Annotated in this window: 14 protein-coding genes; 7 read left to right on the plus strand and 7 right to left on the minus strand. The window is 67.5% G+C overall.

All coding sequences use genetic code 11. The features are described from left to right. The first annotated feature begins 74 nt into the window (after nt 1–74). Both NC595_RS08090 and NC595_RS08095 read left to right on the plus strand, forming a co-directional pair. Nucleotides 75–1,112, plus strand: a complete 1,038-nt coding sequence (locus NC595_RS08090) for a type IV pilus twitching motility protein PilT (protein ID WP_253565865.1) — start codon at nt 75–77, stop codon at nt 1,110–1,112. A gap of 93 nt (nt 1,113–1,205) precedes the next feature. Beyond that, nucleotides 1,206–2,372 (plus strand): PilT/PilU family type 4a pilus ATPase, encoded by a 1,167-nt coding sequence (locus tag NC595_RS08095; protein WP_017461545.1) that lies wholly within the window; start codon nt 1,206–1,208, stop codon nt 2,370–2,372. Nucleotides 2,373–2,443: 71 nt separating this feature from the next. Here NC595_RS08095 and NC595_RS08100 read toward each other — a convergent pair whose 3' ends face one another. The 7 genes from NC595_RS08100 to gshB form a co-directional block, all read right to left on the minus strand. Continuing rightward, on the minus strand, nt 2,444–2,812 hold the full coding sequence (locus NC595_RS08100; RefSeq protein ID WP_253565866.1) for a BON domain-containing protein: 369 nt from the start codon (nt 2,810–2,812) through the stop codon (nt 2,444–2,446). 226 nt (nt 2,813–3,038) lie between these two features. Continuing rightward, a complete protein-coding gene (locus tag NC595_RS08105; RefSeq protein ID WP_253565867.1) occupies nt 3,039–4,820 on the minus strand; it encodes a hypothetical protein in 1,782 nt (593 codons plus the stop codon). 67 nt (nt 4,821–4,887) lie between these two features. Then, a complete protein-coding gene (locus NC595_RS08110; protein ID WP_063672667.1) occupies nt 4,888–5,814 on the minus strand; it encodes an aspartate carbamoyltransferase catalytic subunit in 927 nt (308 codons plus the stop codon). Nucleotides 5,815–5,840: 26 nt separating this feature from the next. Beyond that, nucleotides 5,841–6,272 (minus strand): Holliday junction resolvase RuvX, encoded by a 432-nt coding sequence (ruvX, locus tag NC595_RS08115; RefSeq protein WP_253565868.1) that lies wholly within the window; start codon nt 6,270–6,272, stop codon nt 5,841–5,843. Between the two features lie 10 nt (nt 6,273–6,282). Continuing rightward, the gene (locus NC595_RS08120; RefSeq protein ID WP_253565869.1) at nt 6,283–6,861 is read right to left on the minus strand and encodes a YqgE/AlgH family protein; all 579 of its coding nucleotides are present in this window, start codon (nt 6,859–6,861) and stop codon (nt 6,283–6,285) included. 41 nt (nt 6,862–6,902) lie between these two features. Continuing rightward, nucleotides 6,903–7,766 carry an energy transducer TonB gene (locus NC595_RS08125; protein WP_253565870.1) on the minus strand — a complete coding sequence of 288 codons (864 nt, stop codon included), beginning with the start codon at nt 7,764–7,766 and terminating at the stop codon, nt 6,903–6,905. Beyond that, complete coding sequence (gene gshB, locus NC595_RS08130) at nt 7,763–8,740, minus strand: glutathione synthase (RefSeq protein WP_253565871.1); 978 nt, start codon at nt 8,738–8,740, stop codon at nt 7,763–7,765. Before gshB ends, NC595_RS08125 begins: the two co-directional genes overlap by 4 nt. Nucleotides 8,741–9,105: 365 nt before the next feature. On the opposite strand from gshB, the gene pilG reads away from it, so the two are divergent. The 5 genes from pilG to NC595_RS08155 all read left to right on the plus strand — a co-directional run bounded on the left by pilG (nt 9,106) and on the right by NC595_RS08155 (nt 18,655). Then, complete coding sequence (pilG, locus tag NC595_RS08135) at nt 9,106–9,465, plus strand: twitching motility response regulator PilG (protein WP_052329397.1); 360 nt, start codon at nt 9,106–9,108, stop codon at nt 9,463–9,465. Nucleotides 9,466–9,497: 32 nt separating this feature from the next. Next, nucleotides 9,498–9,869 carry a response regulator gene (locus NC595_RS08140; protein WP_253565872.1) on the plus strand — a complete coding sequence of 124 codons (372 nt, stop codon included), beginning with the start codon at nt 9,498–9,500 and terminating at the stop codon, nt 9,867–9,869. Then, nucleotides 9,866–10,405, plus strand: a complete 540-nt coding sequence (locus NC595_RS08145; protein WP_017462745.1) for a chemotaxis protein CheW — start codon at nt 9,866–9,868, stop codon at nt 10,403–10,405. The genes NC595_RS08140 and NC595_RS08145 overlap by 4 nt, the downstream gene beginning before the upstream one ends. 121 nt (nt 10,406–10,526) lie before the next feature. Then, nucleotides 10,527–12,557 (plus strand): methyl-accepting chemotaxis protein, encoded by a 2,031-nt coding sequence (locus NC595_RS08150; RefSeq protein ID WP_253565873.1) that lies wholly within the window; start codon nt 10,527–10,529, stop codon nt 12,555–12,557. 74 nt (nt 12,558–12,631) lie between these two features. After that, on the plus strand, nt 12,632–18,655 hold the full coding sequence (locus NC595_RS08155; RefSeq protein WP_253565874.1) for an Hpt domain-containing protein: 6,024 nt from the start codon (nt 12,632–12,634) through the stop codon (nt 18,653–18,655). Nucleotides 18,656–18,744: the final 89 nt, after the last annotated feature.

Genomic DNA, 18,744 nt, shown 5'->3' on the forward strand with positions numbered 1-18,744 from the left:
GGCATGGGGCCGCCGCATCGTCCACCCCGTGTTGCTGTCATTCCAGACGATCGGTTTTGAGGGGGAAGTACCCGATGGATATCGCCGAACTGCTCGCCTTCTCGGTGAAGAACAAGGCATCTGACCTGCACCTGTCGGCGGGCTTGCCGCCGATGATCCGGGTCGACGGCGACGTGCGCCGCATCAACATCCCGGCGCTCGAGCACAAGCAGGTGCACTCGCTGATCTACGACATCATGTCGGACAAGCAGCGCCGCGATTACGAAGAGTTCTACGAGACCGACTTCTCGTTCGAGATTCCCGGTCTGGCGCGCTTTCGCGTCAACGCGTTCAACCAGAACCGCGGCGCCGGCGCGGTGTTCCGGACGATTCCCTCCGAGGTGCTGACGCTGGAGGACCTCGGTTGCCCGAAGATTTTCCGCGAACTGATCGAGCAGCCGCAGGGCCTGATCCTGGTGACCGGTCCGACCGGTTCGGGCAAGTCCACCACGCTGGCGGCGATGGTCGACCACATCAACAAGTCCGAGTACGGGCACATGCTCACGATCGAGGATCCGATCGAGTTCGTGCATACCTCGCAGAAGTGCCTGGTCAACCAGCGCGAGGTGCATCGCGACACGCACGGCTTCAACGAGGCGCTGCGCTCGGCGCTGCGCGAGGACCCGGACTACATCCTGGTCGGCGAGCTGCGCGACCTGGAGACCATCCGCCTGGCGCTGACCGCCGCGGAAACCGGCCACCTGGTGTTCGGCACGTTGCACACCAGTTCGGCGGCCAAGACGGTAGACCGCATCATCGACGTGTTCCCCGCCGGCGAAAAGCCGATGGTGCGCTCGATGCTTTCCGAGTCCCTGCGCGCGGTGATCTCGCAGTCTCTGATGAAGAAGGTCGGCGGCGGCCGCATTGCGGCGCACGAGATCATGGTGGGTATCCCGGCCATCCGCAACCTGATCCGCGAGGACAAGGTGGCGCAGATGTATTCGTCGATCCAGACCGGCCAGCAGTACGGCATGCAGACTCTCGACCAGAACCTGCAGGACCTGGTCAAGCGCGGCCTGGTGGCGCGCCAGGAGGCGATGACCTACGCCAAGAACAAGGACATCTTCAAGTAAGCCGGCGACCGCCGGTCGGCGCCCGCCGCGCCACCGATGCCGCCTGCATCCGCGTCCGCACCGAGCCTTATCGTCTCCCGGAGGAGACTTGCCATGAGCGACTTCGACTTCACCTCGTTCCTCAAGCTGATGGTCCACAAGAAGGCCTCGGACCTGTTCATCACGGCCGGCGTGGCCCCCTCGATGAAGGTGCAGGGGCGGATCGTGCCGATCACCCAGAGTCCGCTCAGCCCGCAGCAGTCGCGCGACATGGTGCTGAACATCATGACGCCCTCGCAGCGCGAGGAGTTCGAGAAGTCCCACGAGTGCCAGTTCGCCATTTCGGCGCAGGGCGTGGGTCGCTTCCGCGTGTCGTGCTTCTACCAGCGCAACTGCGTGGGCATGGTGCTACGCCGGATCGAGTCGAAGATCCCGACCATCGAGGAGCTGACGCTGCCGCCGGTGATCAAGCAGCTGGCGATGACCAAGCGCGGCATCATCATCTTCGTCGGCGGTACCGGCACCGGCAAGTCGACCTCGCTGGCGTCGATGATCGGCTACCGCAACCAGAACTCGACCGGGCACATCATCACCATCGAGGACCCGATCGAATACGTGCACAAGCACGAGGGCTGCATCATCACCCAGCGCGAGATCGGCATCGACACCGACAGCTGGGACAACGCGCTGAAGAACACCCTGCGCCAGGCGCCGGACGTGATCATGATCGGCGAGGTGCGCACCCGCGAGACGATGGAGCACGCGATCAACTTCTCCGAGACCGGCCACCTGTGCCTGTGCACGTTGCATGCGAACAATGCCAACCAGGCGATGGACCGCATCCTGCATTTCTTCCCGGAAGACCGCCGGCAGCAGCTGTTCATGGACCTGTCGCTGAACCTCAAGGGCATCGTCGCGCAGCAGCTGATTCCCACCCCCGATGGCAAGGCGCGCCGGGTGGCGGTGGAGGTGCTGCTGGGTACGCCGCTGGTGCAGGACTACATCCGCCAGGGCGAGGTGCACAAGCTCAAGGAAGTGATGAAGGAGTCCACCAACCTGGGCATGCGCACCTTCGACCAGAGCCTGGTGGAGCTGTACCACGCCGGCGAGATCTCCTACGAGGACGCGCTGCGCCACGCCGACAGCTCCAACGAGGTGCGTCTGCGCATCAAGCTGGCCCAGGGCGGCGATGCGCACACGCTGTCGCAGGGGCTGGAGGGCGTGGAGCTGGAGGAGTCCCGCGATCGCCAGCAGTTCGGCGGTGGATTGCTGCAGCGCTGATCGACTCGCGCGGCTGGCAAGGAAAAAGGCGCCCGGGAGGGCGCCTTTTTCATGGGCGGGTTGACGCCGGGTCAGTCGGCGTGGCCGGTGATCTTCAGGCCGCTGGTGTCGACGCTCTTCACGCCCTTCACCTTCATCGCCACTTCCTTGGCGGCGGTGATCTCCGAGTCGCCGGAGACGGTGCCGCTCAGCGTGACGTGGCCGTGCTTGGTGGTGACCGAGATGTCGGTGGCGTCGACGCCCTTGGTGGTGGCGAACTCCGACTTCACCTTCGTGGTGATCCAGGTGTCGGACGTAGCACGCTCCATCTGGTGCATGTCGGACTTCATCTGGGTCTTGGCCGAGGTGTCCTGCGCGCTTGCCTGCGCCACGGGCAGGGCGCCGAAAGCCGCGATCAGGGACAGGGCGATCAGGTTCTTGCGGATCAGGGAATGGCGCATGGGGACTCTCCTTCTGTCGTGATGGCTTGGCCCGGAGGCCACCGGATGCCCGGTTGGCGTCCGTGGAGCCATGGCAACAGCGGCGCCGTGAAGGCCTTGTCGCCCGCCGCCGATGGCGTTCAGCGGACCATCAAGCATGCGAAGACGCCGGTCACGTCGCGTGCACGAAAAAACAGGGGCGCCCGAAGGCGCCCCTGCCGTGCGTTCCAGCGAGGCCGGAGTGTCGTTACTTCCACTCGGTCTGGCTGGTGATCACCAGGCCGTCACCATCCACGTGGGCTTCGGAAGAGATCGACTGGACGCGTGCCGCCTGCGCCTGCATCGCCGACAGCTGCGCATGGGTGCGCGCGGCGGCCTGCTGTCGTGCGGAGGCCGCGGCAGCGAGGTCCGCGTCGTTGCCCCCGGCCTTGGCCATCGCCTCGCTCATCGCCGCCAGGCTGTCGGCCTTGTCCATCATCAGCTTCACCCAGGACTGGTACATCGCGCCGTCCAGGTGCAGCCGCATCATCTGCCCGGCATCGCCGCCCGGCTGCTTGAGCGTGTCGGCCAGCTTGGCATCCTCGCCCGTGCCGATGCCCAGTGCGAGTGCCTTCTCCCCCATTGCGATCCAGCCCGGCTGCGACAGGATGCGGGTCATGTCCGCCGGCAGGGCGACCGGCGTGCCATCGGGGCTCACCTTAAGCTGCGCCAGCGCGGGCGTCATCATCTGGCCCATCGCCAGCAGGCCGGCAGGGTTCTTGGTGCCGACCACGATGCGGCCAGTGAAGCCGGGCATGCCCTGGCCGTTGCCGGCATTCAGGCTGTCCAGCGCGATGCGCACGCCGAGCAGGTCGCCAAACGGCGGGATCGCGGCTTTCTGCATCGACGGGCCGAGCTTGGCGAAGCCGTCGTTGAGGTCGGCCAGTGCCGGGCAGGTGAACGGCTTGGCCGCTACCGCATCGGCCTGCGCGCTCCAGAACGTGCGCAGTTCGGTCACCGGCAGCGCAAAGCTGACATCGAACGGAGCGCTGCCGTCGGTGCCGAGGCCAGGCAGGGCGACCTTCAGACCGGAGAACGCCTGGGTGATGTCGCTGGCCAGCGACAGGTCCATGCGCATGTCCTGGTGCTTGGCGTCGAGGCGGGTGTAGCCGAAGCTCAGCGCGGGCACGCGCGCGGCGATGCGCGTGGCATCGGTCTCGCACGAGGCCGGGATCTGCATCTGGTTGGCCACCGGCTCGCCGGTCTTGGCCGACTCAGTTTCGGCGTGCGCCTTGAACATGGCCAGGAAAAGCGGGTCCTTGCCGCTGGCGATCAGCGGCAGCAGCCGGGTCAGATCGACCAGGCCGACGGCCTGCTTGCCGTAACCCTTGGCCTTGGCCAGTGTGGCCAGGCGGCCCGCGTCCTGCAGGCTTTTGGCCGGGCGATCCAGTCCGAGTGCCTCGCGCAGCAGATGGTCGGAGACGTCGGCCGGCAGCAGCGCGGCAACCGCCTGCTTGCCGACCACGGCGAGGATCAGCTCGGTGCCGGACTCCTTCGACACGTAGCGGCGGTAGCTGGTGCTACCGACCTTGGCGACCTCGAGCTTCTTGCCGTAGGCGGCCTCCAGGCGACCGACGAACGCATCGAAGGCGGCCGGGTCGCTCAGCTGGAAGCGCGCCACCGGGGCCAGCCCGAGGCCGTAGAAGGCCGAGTAGCCCTTGGTGTCCAGTCCGGTGTTCTTGGCGAACTGCTCGATGGTCTTGCCGTCGAATTCGCCGGCAAACGCGCGCAGCAGATTGGCGGCATCCGGATCCTTGGCCTTCAGCTCGTCGGCCGCCGCCTTCATCTGGGCAACCTGGGCCGGCAGCTGGGCGTTGGCCTGGGCGAACAGCGCCTCGCGCGTGCTGTCGTCGAGCACGTCGAGGTTGGCGGCCACGTACGGCGTGTCGGCCGGCACGAACGCCAGCGGTGCATCCTTGTCCTTGTGGCTGCAGGCGGCCAGCAGGATGCCGGTCACGCCCAGCGCCAGTGCGCGCTTCATCGGTCGCATAGTCTTCCCCAGTTGAGTGTGGTCTTGCGGCATCCATTATGCCGCCTCGTGGTTTGCCCTTCGTGTCTCAGCGTGCGAGCAGCTCGCTGAGCACCGCCATGCGGGTGAACACCCCGTTGCCCACCTGTTCCAGGATGCGCGACTGCGCACCGTCGGCGACATCCGGCGCGATCTCGATGCCGCGGTTGATCGGCCCCGGATGCATCACCAGGCAGCCCTTCCGGGCCAGCGCCAGGCGGCGGGTGTCCAGCCCGAACTGGCGGAAATAGGCGGCCTCGTCGGGCAGTTCAGTCTGCGCCATGCGCTCCTTCTGCAGCCGCAGCATGATGACCGCATCGACGCCCTCGATCGCCCGGTCGAAATCGTCGAAGAAGCGGCACTGCGGGAACTCGGCCGTCTCCGGCATCAGCGCCGCCGGGCCGCACAGGCGGATGTCGGGTACACCCATGGCGGCCAGTGCATGCACATCCGAGCGCGCCACGCGCGAGTGCTTGACGTCGCCGCAGATCACGACGCTGAGGTTTTCGAAATCGGGACGGTGCTGGCGGATGGTCAGCAGGTCCAGCAGGCCCTGGGTGGGGTGGGCGCGGTTGCCGTCGCCGGCATTGATCACCGACACGCCGCTCATCGCGTGGCGCACCAACTCGTCCGGGGTGCCGGACTCCTTGTGCCGCACCACGATCGCGTCCAGGTGCATGGCCTCGAGCGTGTGCAGGGTGTCGTACAGCTCCTCGCCCTTGTTGGCGGAGGAAAAGCCGATGTCGAAATTCACCACGTCGGCACCCAGCCGGCGCGCCGCCAGCTCGAACGAGGTGCGGGTGCGGGTGGACGGCTCGAAGAACAGGTTGAGCACGGTGCGGCCGGACAGCATGTCGATCTTGCGGGTGCCGTGCGCGCAGGCGTCGCGCAGAGCCACCGCGCGGTCCAGCAGGCGCTCGATGGTCGAGCGCGACAGGTTTTCCAGCGTGGTGAGGTGGCGCAGGCGTGAGCTCATGGCGGTCCGGTCGGCGATGTAGGAGGTCAGTGGGAGGGGCCGGCTTCCGCCAGCCAGCGTTCGAGGATGACGGCGGCAGCCTCGGCGTCGATCCGTGCGCCGTCGCGTCGCCGCTTGAGCCCGGCGGCGCGTGCGTCGGCAAAGCGCCGCGAAGCCTCGCGGGAACTGTGGCGCTCGTCGATCAGGGCGACCGGCATGCCGTAGCGCGCGCGCACGGCTTCGGCGAAACGTCGCGCCAGCCGGCTGGCCGGCTGTTCGCGGCCTTCCAGGTCCAGCGGCAAGCCCACGACCAGGGTATCCGGCGACCAGCCCTGTTGCAGGCGGTCCAGCGCGTCCCAGTCCGGCTGTCCTTCACGCATGGCGATCGTGTCCAACGCGCGCGCGCTGCCGGTGATGCGGTTGCCGACGGCCACGCCGATCAGCTTGCTGCCGACGTCGAAGCCCAGCACGCAGCTCATCGGGTTGTGCTCACGCGTGTCCGGCGTAGCCGGGCAGCTGCAGCGGGTCCAGGCCCATCAGGCCGGCGGCCGCGCTCCAGCGCTCGTCCAGCGGGGTATCGAAGATGATGCGGTCGTTCGCCTCGACGGTGAGCCAGGCATTGTCCTTCAGCTCCTGCTCGAGCTGCCCGGCGCCCCAGCCGGAGTAGCCCAGCGCGAGCAGTGCCTGGTGGGGCCCCTCGCCGGCGGCCATCGCCACCAGGATGTCGCGCGAGGTGGTGATCGACCAGGCCTCGTTGACGCGGAAACTGGACTCCCAGTGCCCGTGTTCGCGGTGCAGCACGAAACCGCGCTCCTGCTGCATGGGGCCACCGATCAGCACCGGTGCGTCGGCCAGGTCCAGATCGGCGCACTCCAGCTTCATCTGCGCCAGGATGTCGCCCAGGCGGTATTCGGACAGCTGGTTGATCAGCAGACCCAGTGCACCGTCCTCGTCGTGCTGGCACAGCAGCACCACCCCCCGCGCGAATGGCCCGTCAGTGAGGCTGGGCATGGCGATGAGGAAATGCCCTGAGAGGGAGGAGGGGGGCGAGATCTGCATGGCCGGCATTGTAGTCGCCGGCGCGCCGTACTGCCTGCATGGCGGGAAAATCACTTGTTGCGCAGGACGTCGCCGGGCAGGAACTGCCAGGTGCGGGTGATGTAAAGCTCGTCCACCCCCTTGTCGCGCGGAATCGGCGGGAACGGTGCTGACAGCCGCACGATGCGCTGGGCCGCGGCGTCCAGCAGCGGCGAGCCGGAACTCTGGATCACCTTGATGCTGATGACGCTGCCATCCCGGTCCAGGCCGACAGTGAGGATCAGCTCGCCGTGCAATTGGCGTCGCCGGGCCTCTTCCGGGTAGTTCAGGTTGCCGATCCGCTCGACCCGGTCGGACCAGCCGCGGATGTAGCTGGCGTAGGCGTATTCGCGGGTGTTGGCCGAGATGTACTTCTTGCGCGGCCGCTTGGCGTAGGCCTCGTTGCGGTTGCGCAGCTCGGCGGCGAGCTGGGCGATCTCCTGGCGGCGCTGCAGTTCCGCCGCGCGGTCGGCGGGATCGCTGTCCACCGGGCGCCGCTCGCTGCCGGCATCCACGGTGAAGCGGCTGTCGCCGCGGGTGGTGACCATGCGGTCCGGCCGGGGCGGCTGCGGCGCCGGGTTGGCGTCGTCCACCGGCGCCGGTGCCACGCCCGGGGTTGGCTTGGGCAGCGGTCCGCTGAAGGCGTTGGAGGGGCGCTCGGCGCGATCGCTGGTGCCGCCGCCGCGATTGTTCGCCTGGGCCAGGAAGTCGGCCTTGTCCGGCGCTTCACGGTTGGCCACGTTGACCAGGGTCACGTCCAGCGTGGGCAGGCTCGGCTTGGGCTTGACGAAGTCGAATGTGATGCCAAGCAGCAGCACGCCGTGCAGCACCAGCGAAAACAGCAGGGTGGCGCCGATCATGTCGGGACCGGTGGCGCGTTGGACGGGGCGACTCACTTAGGCACGGCTTCCTGGGATGTCCGTTCGATCGCGTCGAACAGGGTCCCGGCAATGTTAAGGCCGAACTGGGCGTCGAGCTCACGCACGCAGGTCGGCGATGTGACGTTGATCTCGGTCAGGTAGTCGCCGATTACGTCCAGGCCGACGAAACGCAGGCCGCGCCGGACCAGTTCCGGCCCAACCTCGGCGGCGATCCAGCGGTCACGGTCGGACAGCGGCACGCCTTCGCCGCGGCCGCCGGCCGCCAGGTTGCCGCGGAACTCGTTTCCCTGCGGGATGCGCGCCAGCGCATAGGGCACCGGCTCGCCATCGACCAGCAGCACGCGCTTGTCGCCGGCGCTGATCTGCGGAATGAATTTCTGCGCCACTGCGAACTGTCGCCCCTGGCCGTGCGAATCGCCGCCCAGCAAGGTCTCCAGCATCGAATTCAGGTTCGGGTCGCCGGCTTTCACGCGGAAGATCCCTCGCCCACCCATGCCGTCCAGCGGCTTGAGCACCGCTTCGCCGTGTTCGGCGACGAAGGCGCGCAGTTCGACCGGGTCGCGTGCCACCAGGGTCGGCGCCATGCATTGCGGGAAATGCAGGGCGAACACCTTTTCGTTGCAGTCGCGCAGCGAGCGCGGGTCGTTGATCACCTGGGTGCCGGCCCGCTGTGCAGCCTCCAGCACCATGGTGTCGTAGAGGAACTGCTGGTCGACGGGGGGGTCCTTGCGCATCAGCACCACGTCGATGTCGCGCAGGTCGCGCCATTGCGCCGCCTCCAGCTCGAACCAGCCCGAGGGATCGTCCTTGACCCTGAGCGGGGTCAGTCGCGCCCACGGCAGGCCATCGCGCAGGGCGAGGTCGCCCTGTTCCATGTAGAGCAGCCGATGGCCCCGCCGCTGCGCTTCCAGCAGCATGGCGAAGGTGGTGTCCTTCACGATCTTGATGGCGCTGATGGGATCCATCAGCACGGCGACCGAGAGCGGCATGGGCTTCTCCGGGGTGGGGCAGGGCCGTTGTGGGGACCGGCATGTTCGCCGACCCGCCGGTGCTGGGCAAGGCGCGCCGGCCCTCTCGGCGGCGACGGTTAACCGTTTTCGCGAGCGCGACGTACTGGGCATCCAGCAGCCTTTCGGCTTGACGGGCCGGGGGGCAAGCGGTAAACAGCAACGACTGATCGGCGTTCTGCGAAAAAACGCGTCATAACAACACCAAGCTGGACATTTTTAATCTGCTGCGATAGCGCCGAAGGCTGCCAAGGCGCTAACGCTGCTTCACCTGAGCCTGGGGCGGGCCGCAGGGGGATTGAGTGAACTTGAACGTGAGTGCTAACGGTCTGGCCGGTCTGAAGGTCATGGTGATCGACGACTCCAAGACCATCCGGCGCACCGCCGAAACCTTGCTGAAGAAGGAAGGCTGCGACGTGCTGACCGCCGTCGACGGCTTCGAGGCGCTGGCCAAGATCTCCGACCAGAAGCCGGCAATCATCTTCGTCGACATCATGATGCCGCGCCTGGATGGCTATCAGACCTGCGCGCTGATCAAGAACAACCCGCTGTTCCGCTCCACGCCTGTCATCATGCTCAGCTCGAAGGACGGCCTGTTCGACAAGGCCCGCGGCCGCATCGTCGGCGCCGAGCAGTACCTGACCAAGCCGTTCACGCGCGACGAGCTGCTCGGAGCGATTCACCGTCACGTCGGTGCGGCGGCCTGACATGTACGACTACGGCGTCTGAGGGGAGGCCTGTGGCAAAGATTCTCATCATCGACGACTCGCCGACCGACGTGCGGGTATTCACGACCCTCCTGGAGGGGGCCGGTCATGTCGTGTCCGCGGTCAGCACGGCCGAGGAAGGCATCGAGCGCGTGCGTGGCGACCTGCCGGACCTGGTGATCATGGACGTGATCATGCCGGGCATGAACGGCTTCCAGGCGACCCGCACGCTGACGCGCGATCCGGCGACCTCGAACATCCCGATCGTGATGATCACCACCAAGTCGATGGAAACCGATCGCGTGTGGGGTCTGCGCCAGGGTGCCCGGGCCTTCATCACCAAGCCGGTGAAGGAAAAGGAATTGCTGGCCTGCATCAACGACCTGTTGCCGAGTGCTGCATGAACGAGGCGGCCAATCTCTCCCCGTTCGAGGTTCTTGCCCGCTACGAGCGGCTGTCGCTGGCCCACACCTCCGATACCCGTCAGACGATGGAGGCGCCCGGTCTCTGGCGCGGCATCGGCTATCGCGTGGGCTCGCGGCTGTTCGTGAGCAGCATCGACGAGATCAACGAGCTGCTTGCGGTGCCGGTGATGACCACGGTGCCGGGCACGCAGCCCTGGCTGCTGGGCGTGGCCAATGTGCGCGGCAACCTGGTCCCGGTGATCGATCTGGGCCGGTTCCTGTTCGATGCCCGCACCCAGGTCACCGAGCGCACCCGCCTGCTGATCGTGCGGCAGGGCGGCGGCAACGTGGCATTGATGGTCGACGAGGTGTTCGGCCAGCGCACGGTGGACGAGATCCAGCGCCGCGATGCCGAGCCGGAGGACGATCCGCGCCTGGCGCGCTTCGTCGACGATCGTGTCGGCGAGCAGAAATTGGCGCTGTTCAGCATGGGGCGGCTGGTACGCGCCCCGGATTTCCGTCAGGCCGCGGCTTGACGGGCGGAATGATGGTTGGGACGGCGTCCACCGACGCCGGAACAGGGGCGGCAAGTCTCGGGTTCGGGCACCTGGCAGGGCTGGCGCGCAAACCCACAAGCTGTGGAAGGGTGAGGTGAACATGAGCACTACAGGGGGCATCGGCAAGGAACGCGGCTATACCGGCCTGATCGTTCTGCTGCTGATCTCGATCGGTTTGGCGGCCGTGGACTTCGTGCTGCTCAACCAGAAGAACGCCGAGGATCGCGAGGCGGTTGGCCTGACCACGCAGATCCAGGTGCTTTCGCAGCAGACCGCGAAGTACGCGATCGAGTCGGCGGACGGCAACGTCAATTCCTTCCAGGAACTGGCCAGCACGCGCAATGCCATCGACTCGGCCGTGCAACGGTTGACCAAGGGCGATCCTGCCGGCGGCATGCAGCCATACGCGGACAACAACACCTCGCCGGCGGGCCGTGCGGTGACCGCGCTGCAGAATGCCTGGTCCCAGCTCGACGGTGACATCGGCAAGATCCTGTCGAACAAGGCGGTCGTGCTCGATTCGGCGAGTCGCGCCGACACCCTGTCCAAGCAGATCCCGCTGCTCAACTCCAGCACCGAGCAGGTGGTGAACATCCTGCAGCAGCGCAACGGCAGCGCCGACCAGATGCTCGGTTCGTCGCGCCAGATGCTGGTGGCTGACCGCATGATCCGTCGCGTGCAGGAGGTGTTGCAGGGCGGCGACTCCGCGCAGCCGGCCGCAGACGGCCTCGCCCGCGACGCCCAGCTGTACGGCACGGTGCTCAACGGCCTGCTGGAAGGCGACAGCGCCGCCGGCATCCGGGCGATGAACGACGCCAACGCGCAGAAGATCCTCAAGGGCATGCAGGAGAGCTGGACCCAGCTGCAGGACCCGGTGTCCAAGCTGGTGTCCGCGGCCGGCAACATCATCGACGTGAAGAGCGCCGGCAACCAGGCCTCGCTGGACTCGCAGAACGTGCTGCTGCGCGCCAACGAGCTGGCTGACCAGATCGGCAAACTGCCGCTGCGGCGGCTGTTCCCGAACCTGTGGTGGGGCATCTTCGGTGCGATCGGCACCGTCGCCTTCGCCCTGCTGCTGGTATTCCAGCTGGTGCGCGACCAGCGCCGGCGCTTCCAGGACTCGGCCGAGCTGAACCAGCGCAACCAGGAGGCGATCATGCGCCTGCTGGACGAAATGGGCTCGCTCGCCGAAGGTGACCTCACGGTAAAGACCACCGTGTCGGAGGACATCACCGGCGCCATCGCCGACTCGGTGAACTACGCCATCGACGAGTTGCGCACCCTGGTGACCACCATCAACGAGACCTCCGAGCAGGTGTCCTCGTCGGCGCAGGAAACCCAGACCACCGCCCGCCAGCTGGCCGAATCGGCGCAGGCGCAGGCGCAGCGCATCAGTACTGCGACCTCGGCGATCAACCAGATCGCCAGCTCGATGGACAACGTGTCGAAGGATTCGGCCGAATCGGCCGACGTGGCCGAGCGCTCGGTGCAGATCGCCTCGCGCGGCGCCGAGGTGGTGCGCGAGACGATATCGGGCATGGACTCGATCCGCGACCAGATCCAGGAGACATCCAAGCGCATCAAGCGCCTGGGTGAGTCCTCCCAGGAAATCGGCTCGATCGTGGAACTGATCAACGACATCGCCGAGCAGACCAACATCCTCGCGCTCAATGCCGCGATCCAGGCGGCCTCGGCCGGCGAGGCGGGCCGCGGTTTCGCGGTGGTGGCGGACGAAGTGCAGCGCCTCGCCGAACGCTCGGCGAGCGCGACCAAGCGCATCGAGACGCTGGTGCAGGCGATTCAGTCCGACACCAACGAGGCGGTGAGTTCGATGGAACAGACCACTGCCGAGGTGGTGTCCGGGGCCCGCAAGGCCGAGGACGCCGGTAGCGCGCTGGGAGACATCGAGCGCGTGTCGCATGACCTGTCCGCACTGATTCAGAACATCTCCACCGCGGCGCGCCAGCAGTCCGCGGCGGCGACCGACATCTCCCAGTCGATGAACGCGATCCAGGAAATCACCTCGCAGACCTCGCAGGGTGCCAGCCAGACCGCGGACTCGATCGGTTACCTGGCGCAGTTGGCGAGCGATCTGCGCCGCTCGGTGGCTCACTTCAAGCTGCCGGGTTGATTCGGGCATTCACGACAGGGGGCAACCTCGCCGGTTGCGCTATGCCTTAAAGGCGCAGCCGCAGAGAGGGGCGCATGAGACTTCAAGACCATATCGATTTCACCACCCTGCAGTGGGTCAAGCCCGAGCTCGACGACACGCTCGCGGCCGCCCGTGACGCACTGGAGTCGTACGTCGACAATCCGGGCAACCGGGATGCGATGCGCTCGTGTGCGGACAGCCTGCACCAGGTGCACGGCACTCTGCAGATGGTCGAGCTGTACGGCGCGGCGATGGTTGCCGATGAAATGGAGACGCTCTCCATCGCCCTGCTCGAGGATCACGTCGCCGAACGCGAGGAAGCCTACGCCGCGCTGATGCGCGGACTGATGCAGTTGCCGGACTACCTCGAACGCCTTTCCAGCGGGCATCGCGACGTGCCGGTGGTCCTACTGCCGTTGCTCAACGATCTGCGTGCCAGCCGCAAGGTAGCCGCACTGACCGAGGTGGCGTTGTTCAGCCCGCGGCTGGACAACCCGCTGCCGGCCGAGGCGCCGCCGGCGGTCAGCGAAGCCCAGGCACATGCTCTGCGCAGCCGGGTCGCCGACCTGCGTCTGCGTTTCCAGCAGCATCTGCTCGGCTGGTTCCGTGGCCAGAATCCGGCTCAGCAGCTGCAGGGCATGCGCGACACCCTCAATGCCATCACCGGCTGCTGCCACAGCACCGCCGGTCGCCGGCTCTGGTGGATCGCCGCCGGTACCGTCGAAGGTCTCGAGCAGGGTTGCCTGAAGGAGCAATCGGCCGAAGTGCGCCAGCTGATCGGCAAGGTCGACCGCAGCATCCGCCAGATGCTGGAGCATGGCGAGGAAAGCCTGCGTGGTGGCGACGCCGACGATCTGGCCCGGAAGCTGCTGTTCATCGTGGCGCAGGCCAAGCAGCGCAGCCCCCAGATGGAGCTGCTGCGCAGGACCTACGCGCTGGACAGTCTGCTGCCGGATGCCGCGGAGCTGGAGCATGCGCGTGGCTCGATGGCCGGCCACAACCGGGCGCTGCTCGATTCGGTGTCGCGGGCGCTGAAGGACGACCTGCTGCGCGTGAAGGAGGCGCTGGACCTGTTCCTGCGCCAGAGCGACGCCGATCCGTCCCAACTGGCTGCGCAGAGCGAGGTGCTTGAGCGGGTCGGTGACACGCTGGGCATGCTGGCGCTCACCGTGCCGCGGCGGGTGGTCAACGAGCAGCGCCGCGTGCTGGAGGAAATTGCCAGTCGCATGCGCGCGCCGGAAGACGAGACGCTGCTCGATGTCGCGGGCGCACTGCTCTACGTCGAGGCGTCGCTGGACGATCACATCGAAAGCCTGGGCAGCAACGAGGAAGAGCTGGCTTCCGACGCCCACGCGGCGCCGACGCTGCCGCGCAGCGAGGCCCGTCATATCCTGTCCACGCTGATGCAGGAGGCCACCTCCAACACCACTCGTGTCAAGGATGCGATCGTCGGTTTCGTGGAATCCGGTTGGCAGCACCAGCACCTGAAGGAAGCGCCGGCGCAGATGGACGAGGTGGCCGGCGCCCTGCGCATGCTGGCCAACAGCCGCCCGGCCGAACTGGCCGAGGGTATCGGTCGCTTCATCGGCAACGAGTTGCTGGTCGACCGCCGCGTGCCGGGCAGCGCCCAGATGGATCATCTCGCCGACGCGCTGGCCGCGTTGGAGTACTACCTCGAAGCAGCGCGTGAGCACCGCGGTGGACTCGAACACATCCTCGATGTCGCCGAACACAGCCTGCAGATGCTCGGTTACTGGCCGGTGCCGCCGGCACGCGAGCCGCTGGTCGCCGAGGTGGACGAAACCGGCGGCGTCGCCGCTGGCGACCACGGTGTGAACGAAGTTCCCTCCGCGCTGGCCGGGCTCGACGAAGAGCTGGCATCCCAGCCGGCGCTGTCGGAGTCGGTCAGCCTGGCCGGTGGCGATGATCTCGGGGCACTGCTCATCGGCGAGGCCACCGCGCCTGCCGAGCCGGCGGACGACGTGGCCGGTCTGCGCCTGGCGGAGACCGAGCACTCGGTGATGCCCGATGACACGACGCCGGATGGCGGCGACGAGTGGGTGGAGGTCGAGGAAGCGGTCGTCGAGCAGCAACAAGCCTCCGATCCGCTGGCCTCCCAGGCCGGGTTCCAGGACTCCTCCGACGGCATCGACGACGACATCCGCGAGATCTTCCTGGAGGAGATGCAGGAAGAGATCGACAACCTGATCAAGGCTGAGCAGGCCTGGTTGGCCGATCCGTCCCAGATTGCCGCGCTCACTCCCATCCGCCGCTCGTTCCACACCCTCAAGGGGTCCGGACGTCTGGTCGGCGCGAGCGTGCTGGGCGAGTTCGCCTGGCGCTTGGAGAACATGCTCAACCGGGTGCTCGACCATACCGTCGAGCCGCACGATGGCGTCGTCGCGGTGGTGCGTCACGCCATCGAAGCGCTGCCGCAACTGCACAAGGCCCTGCGCGGCGAGGGCATGCCGACCGCGCCGCTGAGCGGGATCATGCAGGCGGCCGATCAGGTGGCCGCCGGGGAGCATCCGGACCTGGCCGGCCTGCTGGCCACCCGCAGCGAAACGGTTCGCCGGGTCGTGCGTCGCCGTGTGCCGAGTTCGGCCGCTGCCGCCGCCGAGATTCCGGCGGCCACGCTGACCCATGTGGAGGATTCCGCTCCGCCCGTGGCCGCCGTAACGGACGAGAGCATCCCGATGCCGGTGCTGCCCCCGGTGGACTCGGTCCTGCTGGAGATCCTGCGCAGCGAAGTGGCGCAGTACCTGCAGACGATCCGCTCCTATGTCAGCCGCAGCAGCAACGAGCTTCGCGTCGAGGACGGCCTGCTGCGTGCAGTGCACACGTTGCACGGCGCGATCGCCATGGTCGACATCCCCCTGCTGACCCAGTTGCTGTCGCCGCTGGAGAGTCTGCTCAAGCGCCTGCGCGCCGCGCGGGTTCCGCTGTCCTCGGAAGGCGTGCACCTGTTGGCGCAGTCGGCCGATGCGGTGGATCAGGTGATGGCGCAGTTCGATGCCGCCGATCCCCAGCTGCCCGATTGCGACACGCTGATCGCGCGACTGACCGAGCTGCGTGACGCCCAGCCCGAGCCGCAGGTGGCCCACGCGGTATTCGATGCGCACGAGGACGAGGAAGCGCACGAGGAAGAGGCCGTCGCCACCTCCGCGGAGGAGGCGGAGCGCGATCAGGCGCTGGAAGACGCCCATCACGACCAGTTGGCCAGCGAGATGCTGGCGGCGCTGGACGCTTTCGACCCGCGAGGCCAGGCCGCGCCCACGCCGGAGCCGCCGGTCGCGCCGCCTGCCGCCGAGGACGATTTCGCGTCCATGTTCGCCGGGCTGGTCGACGGGCGTGAATTTGGCGAGACGCCGGAAGCTGCCCCGATCGATGCTGCGTCCGGGGCCGCAGCACCCGCCGTCGACGAGGTCGCCGAGTCGTCCGGCGCTGCCGATATGGCGGAGCTGGACAACGGCACCGGATCGAGCGAGGTCCCCGAAGCCGTTGAAGCCGATGCCGCGGAGCCGCAGGAGGACATTGGCCATCTCGACCAGGAGTTCGCCGCGGAGCCTGTCGCCGAGAGCGAGCCTGAGGCTGAGGTTGTCGATGCCCGGGAGCCGGAGTCCGTCACCGAGTCGGCGCCCGCCGCGGCCGAGCCGGTGCTCGACGCCGGCGAAAGCGAGGACGAATCGGGTGAACTCTGGCATGGCGACATCGATCCGGACCTGCTGGAGGTGTTCACCGAAGAGGCGCGCGAGATCCTCGACCACGCCGACGGTGCGCTGGCCGAGTGGCGCGCCGATCCGGGCGACCTGGCCCAGGTCCCGGTACTGCAGCGCGACCTGCATACGCTCAAGGGCGGTGCCCGCATCGCCGGCTTCGTGCCGGTGGGCGACCTGGCGCATGCGATCGAAACGCTTCTCGAGAAGCCGATCAGCGGCGATCCAGAGCAGGCGGCGGCGCTGATCGGTGCGCTCGAGGGCGGCTTCGATCAGCTGCACGCGCTGGTGCAGCGGATTGGCCAGAACAAGGGCATCCGCTACCCGCAGGCCATGATCGACCGGCTGCTCGTCCTCGCTGGCGAGGAGGCCCTCGTCGAGCGCGAAGAGGCGCCGGCGGCTGCCGCGGCGGTGTCCGCGCCGACCCCGGTTCCGGCGGCGGAGAACCTGCCCGAACTGCTGCCCGACGTGGCCGCCGAAGGCTACGACGAGTCGCGCTCGCCGCAGGAACAGATCCGCGTCCGCGCGGAGCTGCTCGACAACCTGGTGAACCACGCCGGCGAGGTGGCCATCTACCGCTCGCGCCTGGAGCAGCAGGTTGCCGGCTACCGCTTCAACCTGGTCGAGCTGGACCAGACGGTGGTGCGCCTGCGCAGCCAGCTGCGCATGCTGGAAATCGAGACCGAGGCGCAGATCATCGCGCGCTTCCAGCGCGAGCACCGCGAAGCCGGTATGGCGGTGTTCGATCCGCTCGAGCTGGACCGCTTCTCGCAGCTGCAGCAGTACTCGCGTGCGCTGGCCGAGTCGGTCTCCGACCTTGTGTCGATCCAGAGCATGCTCGACGAGCTGACCCGTCAGTCCGAGACGCTGCTGATCCAGCAGTCGCGCGTGAGCGCAGACCTGCAGGAAGGCCTGCTGCGCACCCGCATGCTGCCGTTCGACACGATGGTGCCGAACCTGCGCCGCACGCTGCGTCAGGCGGCACAGGAAGAAGGCAAGCGCGCCCAGCTGTTCGTCGAGGGCGCGCACGGCGAAATGGACCGCAACCTGCTCGACCGCATCAAGGCGCCGTTCGAGCACATGCTGCGCAATGCGATCGCCCATGGCATCGAGTCGCCGGAGAACCGCCGCAAGGCCGGCAAGCCGGAAGAGGGATCGGTACGCATTCGCGTTGCACGCGAAGCCACCGAGGTGGTCATCCGCGTCACCGACGATGGCCGTGGCCTGAACCGCGAGGCGATCCGCAAGCGCGGCGTCGAGCGCGGTCTACTGCGCGCCGAGGCCAGGCCGAGCGACGACCAACTGCTCGCCCTGATCACCCAGCCGGGCTTCTCCACCGCCAGCGCGGTGACCCAGCTGGCCGGTCGCGGCGTGGGCATGGACGTGGTGGCCAACGAGATCAAGCAGCTCGGTGGCTCGCTGTCGATCGAGTCGCACGAGGGCAAAGGCACCACCTTCGTGCTGCGCCTGCCGTTCACGCTTGCAGTGACCCAGGCGATCCTGGTGCGCATCGGCGAATCCACCTTCGCGATCCCGATGACCTCGGTTCAGGGCGTGGCACGCATCACCCCGGACGAGTTGGCGATCCATCTCGCTTCAGACGAACCCTCGTTCCTGCACAACGGCGAGGACTACGGCATCCACGACCTGGCCGAGCTGCTCGGCCTGCCGTCGAGCTACGCCGCGGACGAGCCCCAGCTGCCGCTGCTGCTGACCCGCGCCGGCGACCTGCGCGCGGCGATCCGCATCGATGCGGTGATCGGCTCGCGCGAGATCGTGGTGAAGTCGGTCGGCCCTCAGGTGAGTTCGGTGCCCGGGCTGCTCGGCGCCACCATCATGGGCGACGGTTCGGTGCTTATGATTCTCGACCTGCCGCCGCTGGTGCGCCACGGCATCGCCCGTCGCGAGCAGCGCCTGGCCGAGGGTCTCGCGCCGGTGATGGCGCCGGTGGTGGAGGAGGTCCGCACCAAGCCGCTGGTGATGGTGGTGGACGACTCGATCACCATGCGCAAGGTCACCGGCCGCGTGCTCGAGCGCCACGACTTCGAGGTCAACACCGCGAAGGACGGCGTCGACGCCCTGGAGAAGCTGCACGAGCAGCGGGTGCCGGACCTGATGCTGCTGGACATCGAAATGCCGCGGATGGACGGCTACGAGCTGGCCGAGCACATGAAGGCGGATCCGCGCCTGCGCGACGTGCCGATCATCATGATCACTTCGCGCACGGGCGAGAAACACCGCCAGCGCGCGTTCGATCTGGGCGTGGACCGCTATCTCGGCAAGCCTTACCAGGAGGCCGACCTGCTGGCGCAGATCCACGAGGTGCTGGAGCAGAAGGCGATGGAGCTGGCCAATGGCTGAAGGTACGGCCGTCGTCCTGCTGTTCGGTGACACGGATCTTGGGGCGCTGCTGCGCGACGTGCTGCAGGAGCGTGGCGCCCGCATCGTCC

The organism is Dyella lutea (assembly GCF_024158035.1).
GTDB classification, from domain to species: Bacteria; Pseudomonadota; Gammaproteobacteria; order Xanthomonadales; family Rhodanobacteraceae; genus Dyella_A; species Dyella_A lutea.

What these genes read in the sequence shown, in the direction of transcription:
- NC595_RS08095 (WP_017461545.1), top strand. Translation starts at nt 1,206, where the DNA reads ATGAGCGACTTCGACTTCACCTCGTTCCTCAAGCTGATGGTCCACAAG.
- NC595_RS08090 (WP_253565865.1), top strand. Translation starts at nt 75, where the DNA reads ATGGATATCGCCGAACTGCTCGCCTTCTCGGTGAAGAACAAGGCATCT.
- NC595_RS08100 (WP_253565866.1), bottom strand. Translation starts at nt 2,812, where the DNA reads ATGCGCCATTCCCTGATCCGCAAGAACCTGATCGCCCTGTCCCTGATC.
- pilG (WP_052329397.1), top strand. Translation starts at nt 9,106, where the DNA reads ATGGTGATCGACGACTCCAAGACCATCCGGCGCACCGCCGAAACCTTG.
- NC595_RS08155 (WP_253565874.1), top strand. Translation starts at nt 12,632, where the DNA reads ATGAGACTTCAAGACCATATCGATTTCACCACCCTGCAGTGGGTCAAG.
- NC595_RS08110 (WP_063672667.1), bottom strand. Translation starts at nt 5,814, where the DNA reads ATGAGCTCACGCCTGCGCCACCTCACCACGCTGGAAAACCTGTCGCGC.
- NC595_RS08150 (WP_253565873.1), top strand. Translation starts at nt 10,527, where the DNA reads ATGAGCACTACAGGGGGCATCGGCAAGGAACGCGGCTATACCGGCCTG.
- NC595_RS08105 (WP_253565867.1), bottom strand. Translation starts at nt 4,820, where the DNA reads ATGCGACCGATGAAGCGCGCACTGGCGCTGGGCGTGACCGGCATCCTG.
- gshB (WP_253565871.1), bottom strand. Translation starts at nt 8,740, where the DNA reads ATGCCGCTCTCGGTCGCCGTGCTGATGGATCCCATCAGCGCCATCAAG.
- ruvX (WP_253565868.1), bottom strand. Translation starts at nt 6,272, where the DNA reads ATGAGCTGCGTGCTGGGCTTCGACGTCGGCAGCAAGCTGATCGGCGTG.
- NC595_RS08120 (WP_253565869.1), bottom strand. Translation starts at nt 6,861, where the DNA reads ATGCCGGCCATGCAGATCTCGCCCCCCTCCTCCCTCTCAGGGCATTTC.
- NC595_RS08145 (WP_017462745.1), top strand. Translation starts at nt 9,866, where the DNA reads ATGAACGAGGCGGCCAATCTCTCCCCGTTCGAGGTTCTTGCCCGCTAC.